This window comes from Sphingomonas panacis (assembly GCF_001717955.1).
Taxonomy (GTDB): Bacteria; Pseudomonadota; Alphaproteobacteria; order Sphingomonadales; family Sphingomonadaceae; genus Sphingomonas; species Sphingomonas panacis.
The window spans coordinates 1,471,100-1,486,391 of sequence record NZ_CP014168.1 but is presented as its reverse complement, the minus strand read 5'-3'; the positions used below and the strand labels follow the sequence as shown (position 1 = coordinate 1,486,391).

General features: G+C 70.7%; 14 protein-coding genes. 5 read left to right on the top strand and 9 right to left on the bottom strand.

The features are described from left to right. Positions 1 to 66 precede the first annotated feature (66 nt). The 3 genes from J0A91_RS06755 to J0A91_RS06745 all read left to right on the top strand — a co-directional run bounded on the left by J0A91_RS06755 (position 67) and on the right by J0A91_RS06745 (position 4,201). The gene (locus tag J0A91_RS06755) at positions 67 to 1,860 is read left to right on the top strand and encodes a sensor domain-containing diguanylate cyclase (protein ID WP_069204266.1); all 1,794 of its coding nucleotides are present in this window, start codon (positions 67 to 69) and stop codon (positions 1,858 to 1,860) included. 107 nt (positions 1,861 to 1,967) lie between these two features. After that, the gene (locus J0A91_RS06750; RefSeq protein WP_083224917.1) at positions 1,968 to 2,663 is read left to right on the top strand and encodes a response regulator; all 696 of its coding nucleotides are present in this window, start codon (positions 1,968 to 1,970) and stop codon (positions 2,661 to 2,663) included. After that, on the top strand, positions 2,660 to 4,201 hold the full coding sequence (locus J0A91_RS06745; protein ID WP_069204265.1) for a sensor histidine kinase: 1,542 nt from the start codon (positions 2,660 to 2,662) through the stop codon (positions 4,199 to 4,201). Before J0A91_RS06750 ends, J0A91_RS06745 begins: the two co-directional genes overlap by 4 nt. 205 nt (positions 4,202 to 4,406) lie before the next feature. On the opposite strand, the gene J0A91_RS06740 is transcribed toward J0A91_RS06745, so the two are convergent. The 9 genes from J0A91_RS06740 to J0A91_RS06700 form a co-directional block, all read right to left on the bottom strand. After that, positions 4,407 to 5,192, bottom strand: coding sequence for a 3-hydroxybutyrate dehydrogenase (locus J0A91_RS06740; RefSeq protein WP_069204264.1), 786 nt, complete (start codon positions 5,190 to 5,192; stop codon positions 4,407 to 4,409). 25 nt (positions 5,193 to 5,217) lie between these two features. Then, the gene (locus J0A91_RS06735; RefSeq protein WP_069204263.1) at positions 5,218 to 6,375 is read right to left on the bottom strand and encodes a patatin-like phospholipase family protein; all 1,158 of its coding nucleotides are present in this window, start codon (positions 6,373 to 6,375) and stop codon (positions 5,218 to 5,220) included. 72 nt (positions 6,376 to 6,447) lie between these two features. Next, positions 6,448 to 7,650 carry a murein hydrolase activator EnvC family protein gene (locus J0A91_RS06730; RefSeq protein WP_069207111.1) on the bottom strand — a complete coding sequence of 401 codons (1,203 nt, stop codon included), beginning with the start codon at positions 7,648 to 7,650 and terminating at the stop codon, positions 6,448 to 6,450. Further along, positions 7,650 to 8,072, bottom strand: a complete 423-nt coding sequence (locus tag J0A91_RS06725; protein ID WP_069204262.1) for a 23S rRNA (pseudouridine(1915)-N(3))-methyltransferase RlmH — start codon at positions 8,070 to 8,072, stop codon at positions 7,650 to 7,652. Before J0A91_RS06725 ends, J0A91_RS06730 begins: the two co-directional genes overlap by 1 nt. A 109-nt stretch (positions 8,073 to 8,181) precedes the next feature. Beyond that, positions 8,182 to 8,592 carry a ribosome silencing factor gene (gene rsfS / locus J0A91_RS06720; protein WP_069204261.1) on the bottom strand — a complete coding sequence of 137 codons (411 nt, stop codon included), beginning with the start codon at positions 8,590 to 8,592 and terminating at the stop codon, positions 8,182 to 8,184. Between the two features lie 8 nt (positions 8,593 to 8,600). Then, positions 8,601 to 9,227 carry a nicotinate-nucleotide adenylyltransferase gene (locus tag J0A91_RS06715; RefSeq protein WP_069204260.1) on the bottom strand — a complete coding sequence of 209 codons (627 nt, stop codon included), beginning with the start codon at positions 9,225 to 9,227 and terminating at the stop codon, positions 8,601 to 8,603. Then, positions 9,224 to 9,511: a type II toxin-antitoxin system RelE/ParE family toxin gene (locus J0A91_RS06710; RefSeq protein WP_069204259.1), complete on the bottom strand. Its 288-nt coding sequence runs from the start codon at positions 9,509 to 9,511 to the stop codon at positions 9,224 to 9,226. The genes J0A91_RS06715 and J0A91_RS06710 overlap by 4 nt, the downstream gene beginning before the upstream one ends. After that, positions 9,499 to 9,708, bottom strand: coding sequence for a hypothetical protein (locus J0A91_RS06705; RefSeq protein WP_420852818.1), 210 nt, complete (start codon positions 9,706 to 9,708; stop codon positions 9,499 to 9,501). Before J0A91_RS06705 ends, J0A91_RS06710 begins: the two co-directional genes overlap by 13 nt. Before the next feature lie 98 nt (positions 9,709 to 9,806). Continuing rightward, the gene (locus J0A91_RS06700) at positions 9,807 to 11,072 is read right to left on the bottom strand and encodes a glutamate-5-semialdehyde dehydrogenase (RefSeq protein ID WP_069204257.1); all 1,266 of its coding nucleotides are present in this window, start codon (positions 11,070 to 11,072) and stop codon (positions 9,807 to 9,809) included. A 121-nt stretch (positions 11,073 to 11,193) separates the two neighbouring features. On the opposite strand from J0A91_RS06700, the gene J0A91_RS06695 reads away from it, so the two are divergent. Beyond that, the gene (locus tag J0A91_RS06695) at positions 11,194 to 12,888 is read left to right on the top strand and encodes an Hsp70 family protein (protein ID WP_069207110.1); all 1,695 of its coding nucleotides are present in this window, start codon (positions 11,194 to 11,196) and stop codon (positions 12,886 to 12,888) included. Further along, positions 12,885 to 15,287, top strand: coding sequence for a hypothetical protein (locus tag J0A91_RS06690; protein ID WP_069204256.1), 2,403 nt, complete (start codon positions 12,885 to 12,887; stop codon positions 15,285 to 15,287). The genes J0A91_RS06695 and J0A91_RS06690 overlap by 4 nt, the downstream gene beginning before the upstream one ends. Positions 15,288 to 15,292: the final 5 nt, after the last annotated feature.

Here is a 15,292-nt window from a genome sequence, read left to right as displayed (position 1 = left end):
TCGCGCACACTCCGGGCGCTCGCGATTCACGATCGCGTCTCAAGGCGCCTGTGTTATAAAGCACTTATGGGCTTTCGCGATCGATTGCGCGCGGAGCGGACGACCGTCTTCTGGACGTTCGTCCTCTATGCGGCGCTGACTGCGGCGGCGGCGCTGCTGACGCGGTTCAACCACGGCATTTCGCTGATCTGGCTCGCGAACGGGCCGCTGCTCGCCGTGCTGTGCCGCACCCCGCCGCACCGCTGGCTGCCGATCGCGGCCGCGGCGTGGCTCGGCATGGTGTGCATGGTGTTCGCGCTGTTCGGCTTCCTTCTCGTCGCGATACCGGTCGCGCTGATCGATGTCGGCGAAGCCTTGGTCGCCGCGGCGCTGCTGCGGCGCCGGGGGGTGTGCGACTCGCTGTTCCGCTCGGTCGGGACGGTGCCGGTGTTCGTCGCCGCCTGCGCCACCGCCGCCGTGCTGAGCGGCCTCGCCGGCGTCGCGCTGCTGGCGGGGGTGCGGCATCTCGCGTTCCTGCCGATGTGGTCCGACTGGATCATCGGGCACGGGCTCGGGCTGCTGCTCGGCACCCCGCTTGCGCTGGTGGTGCGGCGCGACGAGGGCGGCTGGACCGAGCTTGCCCGCCCGGGCCGCGCCTGGGCGGCGGCGGGGGTCGCGCTGCTGGTCGCCGCCGTAACGTTCGGCGCGTTCTGGCAGAGTTCGCTGCCGCTGCTGTTCCTGCCCTTCCTTCCCGTCGTGATCGCCAGCTTCGCATTCCAGCGAGTCGGCGCCGCCGTCAGCGTGGTGATCGTCGCGGTGATCGGCGGGGTGCTGACGCGTTTCGGGCATGGGCCGGTGATGCTGGTACACGGCGACGCCGCGCTGCATCTGCAGTTCTTCCATTTCTATCTGGCCACCTTGTTCATCACCGCGCTGCCGATCGCCGCGGCACTGGTGCAGCGCGAGGCGCTGGTGCGGGCGCTCGCCGAGAACGAGGCGCGCTACCGTCTGCTCGCCGACAATGCGACCGACATCATCCTGACCTTCGACCCCAACGGCATCGTGCGCTTCGTCTCGCCCGCAGCGCGCGAGATCGCCTTGTACGAACCCGAGGCGCTGATCGGCACCAGCATAGCCGAGCTGATCTACCCGGAGGACCGCGCACGCGTGCGCGCGGTCTACCAGGCCGGGCTCGCCACGCCCGAGCGCAGCCATGCCTTCGAGTTCCGCGCGGTCAAGGCGGACGGGACGGTGAGCTGGTTCGAAGGCAACAGCCGCGTCGTGACCGACGCGGACGGCCGGCCCAGCGCGATCGTGTGCATCCTGCGCGATCTCGAGGGCCGCAAGCAGCGCGAAGCCGAGCTGGAACACGCCGCCGCGACCGATCCGCTGACCGGGCTGCTCAACCGCACCGCCTTCCGCCGCCGGGTCGAGGAGCGGCTGCGGGGCGAGGACCAGCCCGGTACGCTGGCGCTGATCGATCTCGATTATTTCAAGATGGTCAACGACGTGCATGGCCACGCCACCGGCGATACCGCTTTGCTCGTGCTCGCCGACCTGCTGCGCGCCAATCTGCGCGCTGACGATGCGGTCGGGCGGATCGGCGGCGAGGAGTTCGCGATCCTGTTCGCCGGGCGCGGCACGGCGGCGGCGGTGGCGATCTGCGACCGGCTGCGCGTCTCGCTTGCCCAGACGATGATCCCGGCGCCGCACGACAGCTTCTCGATCACGATGAGCGCTGGGGTGATGCCGCTGCGCCGCGACCTTTCGGTGGATGCGCTGTTCAGCCGCGCCGACGATGCGCTGTACCGCGCGAAGGCGCTGGGGCGGAACCGTACCGAGCGCGCGGTGGGGGCGGACCCGGTCGGCGTCCCGGCCTAGGCCCGGGCGATGATGTGGGCCTGCACGGTTTCTCCACGCGCGGCGGACCATCGCTTGACGCGGGCGCGGCATCAGCGTGGTTGACCGCCACCACCCGGACCCCGATCATGCCGCACATGACCCGCCACATCCTCATCGTCGACGATGATCCACATATCCGCGACCTGCTGAGCTTCGCGCTCGGCAAGGCGGGGATGACCGCCGAGGAAGCCGCCGATGGCGAAGCGGCGCTGGTGGCGATCGCGCGGCGGCTGCCCGATCTCGTCGTGCTCGACATCACCATGCCGCGGCTCGACGGGCTTGAGCTGTGCCGCCGGCTGCGCGCCGGGCCGCCCGAGCAGGCCGCGCTGCCGATCCTGTTCCTGTCCTCGCGCGACGACGAGATCGACCGGATCGTCGGCATCGAGATCGGCGGCGACGATTATGTCGTCAAGCCGTTCTCCCCGCGCGAAGTCGTGGCGCGGGTCGGCGCGATCCTCAAGCGTGGCGCGTTGCCGGTGCCGACTCCGGCGCGGATCGCGCACGGGCGGCTGTCGCTCGACCCCGAAGGGTGGGAGGCGCGCTGGGACGGTGCGCCGGTCGGGCTGACCGCGACCGAGTTCGAGCTGCTCGCGCTGCTCGCGGCGATGCCGGGGCGGGTGTTCAGCCGCGACCGAATCATCGACCGGCTGCACGGCCCCGGCTTCGCGATCACCGACCGAACGATCGACAGCCACGTCCGCAACGTGCGCGCCAAATTTCCGCCGGGCGCGGACCTGATCGAGACTCGCGCTGGGATCGGCTACCGGATCGGCGGCTGTTGATCGCAGCGATCAAGCGCGTCGCCAAGCGCCACTGGCCGGCACTGCGAATCCGCACGATCCTGTTCGGCACGTTGCTGTTCGTGGCGGCGCTGCCCGGCGTCGCCGCGCTGTTCCTGCGCGTGTACGAGAACACCATCGTCCAGCAGACCGAGGCGGAGCTGATCGCGCAGGGCGCGGTGCTCGGCGCGGCGTACAAGGCGGCGTGGGGCGCGGGCGCCCCCGACCCCGCCCCGCGCCGGCTCGCGCCCGAGCCGCCGCGAATCGACTTGCGGACGATGCCGATCCTGCCGGAGCAGCGGGCGCCCAGTGGGCGGTTCGCGCCCGATTCCCGCGCGGCGCGGGCGGCGCGCGCGATCCTGCCGATCGCGAGCGACGCGGCGGCGGTGACGCTGACCGCGACCCGCCTGCTCGACGCGCGCGGCGTGGTCGTGCTGGGGCGAAGCGACGTGGGGCGGCGCTATGCCGCGCTGAGCGAGGTGCGCGCGGCGCTCGCCGGCCGCGCGGTCACGGTGCTGCGCGCGCGCGGGCAAGCGCGCTGGCTGGCGGTGCTGAGCCGCGCCTATGCGATCCGCGTGCATCATGCCCGGCCGGTGCTGTTCGGCGGGCGCGTGATCGGCGTGGTGCTGCTGTCGCGCACCCCGCGCGGGCTGTTCGTCGGGCTGTATCAGGATGCGGCGGCGATCCTGATCGGCATCGGGCTGATCCTCGCGACGCTGCTGGTGCTGGCCGGGCTGCTGTCGCGCGGCATCGCGCGGCCGATCGACCAGCTCGCGCGCGCCAGCGAGGGGGTTGCGCTCGGGCATGTCGAGATGCCCGAGACGCCGGTCACCGCCGCGATCGAGATCGCGCAGCTTTACGACACGTTCCGCAGCATGGCGGCGCGGATCGAGCGGCGCTCGCGCTACCTGCGCGATTTCGCCGCCGCCGTGAGCCATGAGTTCAAGACGCCGATCGCGGGGATTCGCGGTGCGCTCGAACTGCTCGACGAGCATGGCGGCACGATGACGCCGGAAGACCGCGCGCGCTTCCTCGCCAACGCCGCCGCCGATGCCGAGCGGTTGCAGCGGCTGGTCCAACGGCTGCTCGACCTCGCCCGCGCCGACATGGTGACGATCGATGCCGGGGCGAGCGCCGATATCGTCGCGGCGGCGCGGCGGGTGGCCGATTCGTTCCGCTCGGACGGGTTCGCGGTGACGATCGAAGGCGCGGACCGCGCGGTGGCGCGAATCACGCCCGAGGTGATCGAGACGGTGCTGGAGACGATGCTGGAGAACAGCCGCCAGGCCGGGGCGGCTGCGGTGACGATCGGCATCGTGGCGGGTGACGTGGTGCGGATCGCGGTTGCGGACGACGGCCCCGGCATCGCGCCCGCGGATCGCGAACGGATTTTCGCGCCGTTCTTCACCGGCCGGCGCGAGGCGGGCGGCACCGGGCTGGGGCTCGCCATCGCGCGATCGCTGCTGGCGGCGAGCGGGGGGACGATCGCGGTGGCGTCGATGGAGCGAGGCGCGTGTTTCGAGGTGGTGCTGGTGCGGTGATGTGGGCGCGGCGGTTGGGGCGCGTGCTTCGACAGGCTCAGCACGAGCGGGTCTTATTCCAGCCCGTCCGTTCGTGCCGAGCGCAGTCGAGGCACCTGCGCCCCGGACATGCCCGGAGCGTAGCGCTCCGGGCATGTCCCTCGACTGCGCTCGGGACGAACGGGGTTTTAGACGAACGGGGTTGAGTATGTGTTCGCCCGAAGCCTCAGGCCGCCGTCCAGCCGCCATCGACTGACAGGTTCGCGCCGGTGATCGACTTCGCCTCGTCGCGGCACAGGTACAGCGCGAGCGCGGCGACCTGGTCGACGGTGACGAATTCCTTGGTTGGCTGCGCGTCGAGCAGGACGTCGTTCATCACCTGCTCGCGCGTCATGTTGCGCGCCGTCATCGTGTCGGGGATCTGCTTTTCGACGAGCGGCGTCCAGACATAGCCCGGCGAGATGGCGTTGACGGTGATGCCGAAGGTCGCGGTTTCCAGGGCGATCGTCTTGGTGAGGCCGGCGAGGCCGTGCTTGGCGGTGACATAGGCCGATTTGGCGGGGCTGGCGACGAGCGAGTGCGCCGACGCGGTCGAGATGATCCGGCCCCATTTCGCGGCCTTCATCAGCGGCACCGCGGCGCGCATCATGTGGAAGGCGGAGGACAGGTTGATCGCGATGATCGCGTCCCATTTCTCGACCGGAAAATCCTCGATCGGGGCGACGAACTGGATACCGGCGTTGTTGACGATGATGTCCGGCCCGCCGAGTTCGGCGTGGCAGCGCTGGACCATCGCGGCGATCTCATCGGGCTTGGTCATGTCGGCGGCGTCGTAGAGCGCCTTGGCGCCGCTGGTCGCCGCCAGTGCGGCGCGTTCCTTCTCGATGTCGGCGGCGTCGCCGAAGCCGTTGATGACGACGCTGGCGCCCTCGCTCGCGAACGCCTTCGCATAAGCGAGGCCGATGCCCGAGGTGGAACCGGTGACGATCGCGGATCTGCCCTTGAGGAACATGCGGTTTTCTCCGTTTGGGTGGGGGTCAGGGGTTTGCCGGATCGACCGTCAGGTCGAACGCCGCGCTCTTGCCGGTCTCGATATTCTCGGCGACGAGCTGCGCGTTGGCCATCGTCTCGTGGACGGCCTCCAGCCCGGCGCGCCAATGTTCCTCCATCGTGCGCGCCGAGAATTCATAGTCGCGCGAACCGCCCTCCCACGCATTGGCGCGGTAGATGAGCTGGACGAGGTTGACCGCATCCTCGCGCGAGCGCGCCGCCAGCGCGGCCACATCGGGATCGTCGGCGAGGCTCGCGGGCAGCTTGGCGAGCACCTTGCGCGCGAGTTCGCGGTCCTTGCGGATCCGCAGCAGCACGTCGGACACCTGACGCGTGCGGCTGGAGAAGCGGATCTCCTTCTCGCGCGCCATCACGTCCATGATCGTGCGCGGGCGCTCGGCAGCGGCGGCGAACAGATCGAGCTGGAAGACGAGCAGGTCGGAACTCTGGTTGTCGAGCACATGGCTGAGCGGGGTGTTGGAGACGAGCCCGCCGTCCCACCACAACCGCCCGTCGATCTCGACCGGGGGCAGCCCCGGCGGCAGCGCGCCCGAGGCCATGATATGACGCGCGTCGATCCGGTCGGTCGTCGTGTCGAAATAGCGGAAGTTGCCGCTTTCGAGATCGACCGCGCCGACCGACAGCCGCATCGGCCCGGTGTTGAGCAGATCCCAGTCGACCAGCGAATCGAGCGTTTCGGCGAGCTGGCGGCTGTCGTAGAAGCTGAGCGCCTCGGGCGTGCCGGGGACCGCGAACATCGGCGAGACCGCGCGCGGCGCGAAGAAGCCGGGCACCCCCATCGCCAGCACGAAATTGGCCGACCATTCGTGCAGCGCTTCGCGGATGTGATCGTTGGGGAAAATCGGAAAGCTCGGCAGCGCGCTGGTCAGCAAATTCCAGAAGGCGTGCAGCGCCTCCACCCGCTTGCCCGGCGGATTGCCCGCGACGAGGGCTGCGTTGACCGCGCCGATCGAGATGCCCGCCACCCAGTCGATCTCGATTCCGCTCGCGGCCAGCCCCTCGATCACGCCGGCCTGATAGCTGCCGAGCGCGCCGCCGCCCTGGAGCACCAGCGCGACGGTATCGGGCAGAGGGAGCGCCTTGGCATGGCGTTTGGGGCGCTTGTGGGGTTCGCTGTCGGCCATGCGGCGAGACATGGGCCGGGGCGGCGTGGCGATCAACGACAGTTTGATGAAAAGCGCGTCATGCCGGGCCGGCTACCCGATCAGCGGGACCATATCGACCGCGCGGTCGCGGCGGCGCAGCTCGATGGTGACTTGGGGGTCGTCCCCCTTGGCGGCGGTGCCGAGCGTGGCGCCCTGCGCGACCTGCGCGCCGACCGCGACCGAGGCGGCGCCGAGGCCCGAGACGAGAGTCGTCCAGCCGCCGCCGTGATCGAGAATGACGATCGTGCCGTAGCTGCGGAAGGGGCCGGCAAAAGCGACCTTGCCGGCGGCCGGCGCGACCACCGGCGCATCGGGCGCGGTGGCGAAGGTGAGCCCGCGCGAGCGCACGCCCGCGTCGGAGAGTTCGCCGAGGCCCGTCACCACCCTGCCCGCGACCGGCACCGTATACGGCGGCGACGCGGCGGGCCAGACCGGCGGGCCGAGCGCGGACGCGACCTCGCCGGGGCGCGGCGGGCGCGGCAGCGGGCCGGGCAGCGCGGCGAGGCTGGTGCGGGTCGCGGTCTCGTCGCCTTGTCTGCTCATCAGATCGACGATGTCGCGCGCACGCTCGCCGAGCGCGATCGCACGGTCCGATTCGAACAAAGCGTCGCGGCCGAGCGCCTGCGATCTGAGGCGGTGATCGGCCTCCAGCCGGGCGAGCGCGAGCCGCTGGGTTTCGAGCCGGGTGCGGCTTTCGGCGAGCGCGGCGGCGGCGAGCGTGGCGTTCGCCTGCAGCGCGCGGGTGCGGTCGAGATCGGTGCGCAGCGCGGCGGTGCGCGCACGGACGACCGGCATCGCGCTCGCCAGCACCGCACGGACATGGACGAGATCGTCGACCGAGCCGGGCTGGACGAGGCTGATCATCGCCGGCCGCCTGGCGAGCGACTGGAGCGCCGCGATCAGCCGCGCGATCGGCCCCTGCTGGCCGGCGAGCCGCTCGCGCTGCTCGGCGAGCAGCCGCGCGGTGATCGCGCCCCGCGCCTGCCCCGCCGCGATATCCGCCTCGGCCTGCTGGACGCGCGCCGCCACCGCCGCCTCCTGCGCGCGCGCCTGCGCGGCCTGATCCTGCTCGCGCGCGGCCGCTGCCTCCAGCGCCGCCGAGCGCGCGGCGGCGGCGGCGGACTGCGCCTTGGCGGCTTCGAGCCGGCGGATCTGATCGGCGGGGACGGCGCCGTCCGGCGCCACCTGCGCGACGGCGACCGCCGCGATCAGCGTCGCCGCGCCGCCGCTCGCCAGAATCCAGCGCGCCCGCATCATCCCTCGCGGTGGTACGGGTGGTTGGCGAGGATGCTGGTCGCGCGCCACAATTGCTCGGCGAGCATCGCGCGGGCGAGCAGGTGCGGCCAGGTCGCACGGCCGAACGAGAGCAGCAGATCGGCCTGCGTGCGCTGCGCATCGTCGAAACCGTCGGCGGCGCCGATCAGGAAGCGAGTCTCGCGCACGCCGCCGTCGCGCCACGTCTCGAGCCGCGCGGCAAAGTCGCGCGAGCCAAGCATGTCGCCGGTTTCATCGAGCATGACGATGCGCGTGGCCGGATCGAGCGCGGGCATCTTGCCGCCGGTATCGGGCAGTTCGGTGATCCGCGTCGGCCAGCCGATCCGCTTCAGGTAGCGATCGACCAGCTCGCTCTCAGGCCCGCGCCCGATCCGCCCGCGCGCGACGATGTGGAGGAGCATTTCAGGGCCTCATGTCTGACTCGTTCTCCCGCGAACGCGGGAGTCCAGAGTCGCGGGCGGGGCGCGTGTGGCTCTGGCCCCCCGCTTTCGCGGGGGAACAGGTGAGATTTCAGGCTTCGGCGGCAGCCTCGCCCGGCAGTGGCGGCGGAGTCGGCGCGTCGCCGAACGCCCACATGCGTTCGAGGTTGTAGAAGCTGCGGACTTCGGGGCGGAACAGGTGGACGATCACGTCGCCGGCGTCGATCAGCACCCAATCGGCGGTGGGCAGTCCCTCGATCCGCGCGATGCGGCCGAGTTCGCCCTTGATCTTCTCGACCAGCTTCTGCGCCATCGACGCGACCTGCCGGGTCGAGCGGCCACTCGCGATCACCATGTGATCGGCGATGGTCGACTTGCCGGCGAGCGGGATCGAGATGGTGTCGACCGCCTGATCGTCATCGAGCGAGGCGAGGACGAGCTTGTGCAGCGCCTCGACCTCATCGGGTTCGGACGCGCGATAGGATGGGGAAGCTGAAGCCAAGATGGTTCCTAAGAAGTGTGGGAGGTCGGGTCAGGCCCGGATGATTCGGCAAAACGAAGCTGCCAGGCGGGATCGGCTGCACGCAGCCGGGTCGCCGAGGTCGGGTCGAGACGGAAGCGCAACAGCACGAGTGCCGGCAATCTCCACTTCGTCCAGCGTTTTGCCTGACGTGCGGGCCGGATGGAGCGCCGCAGCCAACCCATCGCGGGGGCCGCGTGAGCATGCCTGTCATAACCCGGTCTGGCGATAACTGCAATCGGAACCTCGCGCGCGATCCGCCGCCAGCCGCGCCACTGGTCGAACTGCGCGAGATTGTCCGATCCCATCAGCCAGATGAAGCGCTTCTTGGGGTACAGCCGGACGAGCTTGACGATGGTATCGACCGTGTAGCGCGTGCCGAGCCGAACCTCGAGCGCGCTGACCCGGATCGGCGCGTGCCGCGCCACCACCCGCGCCGAGGCGAGCCGCACCGCGAGCGGCGCCATGTCGCCGCTGGCTTCCTTGAGCGGGTTGCCCGGCGACACCAGCCACCACACTTCATCGAGACCGAGCGCATCGAGCGCGGCGAGGCTGATCGCGCGGTGCCCCTGGTGCGCCGGATTGAACGAGCCGCCGAGGATGCCGATACGAGTCACGGCTCGACGAACCAATCTTCGCGCTCATGATGCACGCGCAACACCTGAACCGCATCCGCCACAATCCGGTAGCGGATCAGGTACGACGTGCCGATCACGCGCAGGATGCGCAGGCCGTCTCTATGGGGTCGCCCGCCGTGCGGGAAATCTTCGAGAAAGCGCGCCCGGGCGCGGATTCGCGTGATGATCGATACGGCGACGTCGGGCGTCGCGTTCTTGTGTAGCCAGCGGTCGATCGCACGGAGATCTTCAAGCGCGGGTACCGTCCAGTCTATTCGGGACATCGCGCCCGATGCTTTTCGATCATCGCATCGAGTTCGGCCATCACCTGCGCGTGCGGAACCAGATCGCCGCGATCGGCGGCGTCGATCCCGGTCTGGATAAACGCATCGAAATCGGAGTCGCTTTCGGCCACCCGGCGAATCGCCTCCGCGGCATAGTCGGCGGAACTCATGCCTTTTTGCGCGGCGATGCGGTCCACCATCGCGCGCGTGTCCGCATCGAGTGGCGCGGTGAGTCTGGAGGGCGCGTTCATCGTCCGAACCTAGGCAGGCCTGCCGGATCGATCAAGTCGCCCCCTTACGGCCGCACCTGCCCCGTCCCGCGTCCGATCCATTTGTACGTCGTCAGCCCTTCCAGCGCGACCGGGCCGCGTGCGTGGAGGCGGCCGGTGGCGATGCCGATTTCGGCGCCGAGGCCGAACTCGCCACCGTCGGCGAACTGGGTCGAGGCGTTCCACAGCACGATCGCGCTGTCGACGCCGGCGAGGAAGCGCTCCGCCACGTCCACATCCTCGGCGACGATCGCGTCGGTGTGGCGCGAGCTGTGCCGGGCGATGTGCGCGAGCGCGCCGTCCAGCCCGTCGACGAACGCCACCGAGGCGATCGCTTCGAGATATTCGGTGTCCCAATCGGCGTCGCTCGCCGGCACGAGGCCGGGGATGAGCTCATGCAGTGCGGCATCGGCGCGGACTTCGCAACCGGTCGCCGCGAGCGCCGCGACCAGCGTCTCGGCGTGGGGATAGGCGCGGTCGATCAGCAACGTCTCCATCGCGCCGCAGACGCCGGTGCGGCGCATCTTGGCGTTGACGACGATGCTTTCCGCCATCGCCTGATCGGCCGAGGCGTGGACGAAGATGTGGTTGATGCCGTCGAGATGCGCGAGCACCGGCACGCGCGCCTCGGCCTGGACGCGCGCGACGAGGCTCTTGCCACCGCGGGGGACGATCATGTCGATCAGCCCCTCCGCCGTCAGCATCGCGCCGACCACGGCGCGGTCGGTGACGGGGACGAACTGTGCGGCGTCGGCGGGCAAGCCGCTTTCGGCGAGCCCTTGCGCGAAGATCGCGTGGATCGCGCGGTTGCTCTCGATCGCTTCCGATCCGCCGCGCAGGATGACGGCATTGCCCGAGGCGATGCAAAGCGCGGCCGCATCGGCGGTGACGTTGGGGCGGCTTTCGTAGATGATGCCGATCACGCCGATCGGCACGCGCACCCGCGACAGCACGAGGCCGTTGGGCCGCCCGGCCGTGTCGATCACGCCGCCGACCGGATCGGCGAGTGCTGCGACGGCGGCGACGCCGTCGGCCATGCCGGCGATCCGCCCGGCGTCGAGCCGAAGCCGGTCGAGCATCGCGTTGGACAGCCCAGCCTCGGTCGCGCGCGCCATGTCGGCGGCGTTGGCGGCTTCGATCTCCGGGGTGGCGGCGCGCAGCAGATCGGCGATGTGGCGCAAGGCGCCCTGTTTCGCCGGCGTGGGCGTCGCGGCCAACGTGACGGCGGCGGCACGGGCACGGGCGCCGAGATCGGCGACCAGCCCCTTCGGAATCGATTGATGCTCGGTCATGGTGGGTCTTCGCTATCACGACCGCCGCGCGCTGCCAAAGCCCGTTTCGCCGCGCGGCGGCTTCACCGGCACGGTTCGGGCGGGTAAGCGTCGGCATGACGCAATGGCAACAGGACACGCGATGATCATCGGCATCGACCTTGGCACCACCAACAGCGCCTGCGCGGTGTGGAGGGACGGCACGGCGACGCTGATCCCCAACCGGCTCGGCGAGACGCTGACGCCGTCGGCGGTGAGCATCGACGATAGCGGCGCGGTGCTGGTCGGCGTTGCGGCGCGCGAGCGGCAGGCGAGCCACCCCGACGCGACCGTCACCGCGTTCAAGCGCTACATGGGCACCAAGCGCACCACAAAGCTCGGCGGGCGCGACTATAGCGCGGAGGAACTGTCCGCGCTGGTGCTGCGCAGCCTGAAGGAAGACGCCGAAACCTTCCTCGGTGAACCCGTCACCGAGGCGGTCATCACCGTGCCGGCCTATTTTAACGACCAGCAGCGCAAGGCGACTCACCGCGCCGGCGAACTGGCGGGGTTGCGCGTCGAGCGGCTCATCAACGAACCGACCGCCGCCGCACTCGCCTATGGCATCCACAATCTCGATGCCGAGGCGCGGTTCTTCGTGTTCGATCTTGGCGGCGGTACGTTCGACGTGTCGATCGTCGAGATTTTCGAGGGCATCATCGAGGTGCGCGCCTCGACCGGGGACAACCAGCTCGGCGGCGAGGATTTCAACGAGGTGCTGATCGCGCTGATGCGCGAGCGCTTCGCCGAGGCATGGGGCGAGGCGGCGCGCAACGACCGGCTCTACCAGCGGCTGCGCGAACAGGCCGAGCGCGCGCGGCGCGACCTGAGCGGCGGCGCCACCGCGACGATGCGGGTGGTGTGGGAAGACCGCGCCTATGAGATGGAGATCGACGCGGCGACCTTCGAGGCGCAGGCGGCGGGCCTGGTCGAGCGCTTGCGCGATCCGGTGCTGCGCGCGCTTCGCGACAGCGATCTGCGGCCCGAGGCGCTGTCCGATATCATCCTGATCGGCGGGGCGACGCGGATGCCGCTGGTGCGCCGTGCGGTGGCGCGGATGTTCGGGCGCTTCCCCAATGCGACGGTCAATCCCGACGAGGCGGTCGCGCTCGGCGCGGCGGTGCAGGCTGGCCTCAAGGCGCGCGACGCGGCGCTGAAGGAAGTCGTCGTCACCGACGTGTGCCCCTATTCGCTTGGCGTCAACGTCAGCCGCGCGCTGCCCGGCGGCGGCTACGAACATGGCATCTTCGCGCCGATCCTCGAACGCAACACGGTGATCCCGGCGAGCCGGGTCCACGGGTTCCAGACGCTCACCGACAATCAGTCCGAAGTGGTGTTCGGCATCTACCAGGGCGAGGCGCGGCTGGTGCGCGACAATGTCGAGATCGGCAAAACCAAGGTGAAGGTGCCGCGCGGCCCCGCCGGGCAGGGCATGGAAGTGCGCTTCTCCTATGACGTGAGCGGGCTGCTCGAAGTCGATATCGTCGTCGCGCAGACCGGCGAGCGTACCAGCCTCGTCATCAACGACGATCATGTCGGCGACGACAAGATCGCCGAGCGGCGCGCATTGCTCGCCGGCCTCAAGACGCATCCGCGCGACGAGGAACTCAACCGCGCGGCGCTGGCGCGCGGCGAGAAATGCTATGAGAATTTCCTCGGCGACGATCGCGCGCATGTCGACCATCTCATCAGGCGGTTCCAGCACGCGCTCGACGGGCAAGACCCGCGTGCGGTCGAACAGGCGCGCGCCGAGTTCCACGCCGCGCTCGACGGACTCGAGGGCGAGCGCTTCCTTTGAACATCTGGACCGTTCTCGGCATCGCGGCGACGGACGATCGCGCCGCGATCCGCCGCGCTTATGCCAGGACGTTGCGCGCCACCAACCCCGAGGACGATCCCGAAGGCTTCAAGACGCTTCGCGCCGCGTATGAGATGGCGCTGAACTATGCCGACAACGCCGCCGCCTGGGCCGTGGAGGACGACGAGGAAGACGCGTACGAGGAAGACGGCGAAGCGAGCGTGACGCTGCGTTTCAGCGAAGCCGAGTTGTTCGAGACGATCGCGCCCGGCGGCGGCGAAAGCGACGGCGACGCGCCCGACGCGCCGCCGCCGCACCCGCGCTTTCGCACCAGCCCGGTCGCGGGCGAGAGCGGACCCGATCTCGCCGGCCTGTTCGCAGAGCGCGAAGCCGAGATCGCGCAGGTGCGCGACCTGCTCGCCACGCTCGAACAAGCGTTGCGCGGGCCGTGGGACAGCGACGAGACGCGGTTGCGCGAGACGTTCGCCGCGCTGCTCGACGCCCCGGCGATGGACGGGATTGCGCTGCGCGCCGATGTCGAACGGGCGCTCGCCGACATGCTCGCCGACGCGATCCCGCGCAGCGACGCGATTCTGGTCGAAGCCGCGACCGCGTTCGGCTGGACCGACGAGCGGCTGAGCATAATGTCGCCCCCGGTCGCGGCGGTGCTCGCGCGGTTCGACGAATGGCGGCTGGCCGAGACGCTCGCGCGCGGCGGCCACCCGCTCCAGCCGGCGTGGCACAGCTTTACGCGCCCCGCCGGCCCCTTTTGGTCGTGGCGGCTCGCCGCGTTTCGGCCGGGGCTGGAAAGCGGGGTGGCGACCTTGCTCGGCATGCGCGGGCCGATCGCACCGGGACTCGCCTATTCGTTCAAGGCCGATTCGGTGGCGCGCTGGCAGCGGTTCCTCGCGCGTCCGCACTGGACGCTCGGGATGCTCGCCGCGATGCCGCTGGCGGTGCTGCTCTATTTCGCATTCAACGATGCGTTCGGCGATCCGGCGCCCGCGCTGCAACCCTGGGCGGATGGGGCGATCGGCGTCGCCATCCTGCTCAGCCCGTGCGTGCCGTTCGCGGCGCGGTGGCTGCGCCACCGCTGGTTGCGGGCGCCGCACCCGGGCTGGCTGGCCGAGGGCTGGGTCGCGGGGCCGGCGGTGGTGCTGGCCGCCGCGATGCTGCTGCCCGAATCGCGAGCCGCGCTGCTCGGGCTCGCGCTGCTGACCGCGCTCGCGTGGGCTTGGATGGCGGTGGCGGGCGGCACGGCGACGATCGAGGCGGTGCGGGCGCGGGTGAAAGCGAGCGTGACGCCGGCCCTCCTCGGCGCAGTGTTCGGCGGCGGCTGGGCGGGGGCTGCGCTCGATCCGGTCCACCGCGCCGCACTGGTGCTGGTGTTCGCGTTCGGCGCGACGATCATGGTCGGGCCACTGACCCAGGGCGCGGCGCTGCTGGAGCGCGTGCCGCGCTGGCGCGCCGGCTTCGCGGTTCCGCTGGTGGTGGCGATCGGCGGAGCGGCCTATGGTGCGGCGCTGCTCGTCGGCATCCGTGGCGGGGCGTTCTATGCCGCCGCACTGACGGTGATCGCGGGCTTCCTCATCGTGGCGGCGGCGCAGATCGCAGGCGTGCGCGGCAACCGCGAACATCTCGCGCTGCGCGCGCTCAAGATGGCGCTGGTCGCAAGCTTCGTGTTCGCGGCGATCGTGTCGGTCGGCGAGGTCGATGAAAATTGGGCGCCCGACCCGTCGCTCCGCACGAAGATCGAAACCGCGCTCGAATCGCATGGCGAGGAGGCGTTGAAACTGCGCGCGCTGCGCGAGGCGCTTCCCGGCTTCGACGCGATCGCGCGCGGCAATCCGGCGCTGTGGCGGCAGATCACGCAAGCCGTGCATAGCCAGCCGGACATCGGGACGACGGCGCGTCGCCTGATCGACCTGGTCGGCGCGGCGTATGCGGCCCGATTACCGACCGCGCCCGACCGCCCCTTGCTGGAGGAGATCGAAATCCGCCGTCTGCGGCTGCTCGCGCTGCGCGATGCCTCGGGCGAGGCGTGTGCGAAGCCGCGCACCGCCGTCGACGAGAAGACGCTTCCGCGCGCGCTGCGTGACCGCCAGACCGCGCAGACCTTCGCGATCGCGGCGGCGCCGGTGCTGTCGGCGGCGGACCTGGCGGCGGCGCAGCCCTATCCGCCGGTGGCGTTCAACGCGATGGTGACTCGCCGGACCGGCCTCGACGTGGCAGGCTTCATGCGTGCGGCGGATGGCAAGGCCGGCAAGCCAGCGCAATGCGACGCGCGAATCGCGCTGCTGACCGCGTTGTCGCGCGCGCCCGACCACGCCCGCGCCGCCGCGACCGCGCGGATCGTGCTGTTTTCCGCCCCCGAAGCGAAGGGTGCGCCATCACCCTGACGCAT

Bases quoted from the DNA above. Each gene is read 5' to 3' on its own strand.
- J0A91_RS06750 (WP_083224917.1), top strand. From the start codon at position 1,968: ATGCCGCACATGACCCGCCACATCCTCATCGTCGACGATGATCCACAT.
- J0A91_RS06730 (WP_069207111.1), bottom strand. From the start codon at position 7,650: ATGCGGGCGCGCTGGATTCTGGCGAGCGGCGGCGCGGCGACGCTGATC.
- J0A91_RS06735 (WP_069204263.1), bottom strand. From the start codon at position 6,375: ATGGCCGACAGCGAACCCCACAAGCGCCCCAAACGCCATGCCAAGGCG.
- J0A91_RS06710 (WP_069204259.1), bottom strand. From the start codon at position 9,511: ATGTCCCGAATAGACTGGACGGTACCCGCGCTTGAAGATCTCCGTGCG.
- J0A91_RS06725 (WP_069204262.1), bottom strand. From the start codon at position 8,072: ATGCTCCTCCACATCGTCGCGCGCGGGCGGATCGGGCGCGGGCCTGAG.
- J0A91_RS06700 (WP_069204257.1), bottom strand. From the start codon at position 11,072: ATGACCGAGCATCAATCGATTCCGAAGGGGCTGGTCGCCGATCTCGGC.
- J0A91_RS06695 (WP_069207110.1), top strand. From the start codon at position 11,194: ATGATCATCGGCATCGACCTTGGCACCACCAACAGCGCCTGCGCGGTG.
- J0A91_RS06755 (WP_069204266.1), top strand. From the start codon at position 67: ATGGGCTTTCGCGATCGATTGCGCGCGGAGCGGACGACCGTCTTCTGG.
- J0A91_RS06740 (WP_069204264.1), bottom strand. From the start codon at position 5,192: ATGTTCCTCAAGGGCAGATCCGCGATCGTCACCGGTTCCACCTCGGGC.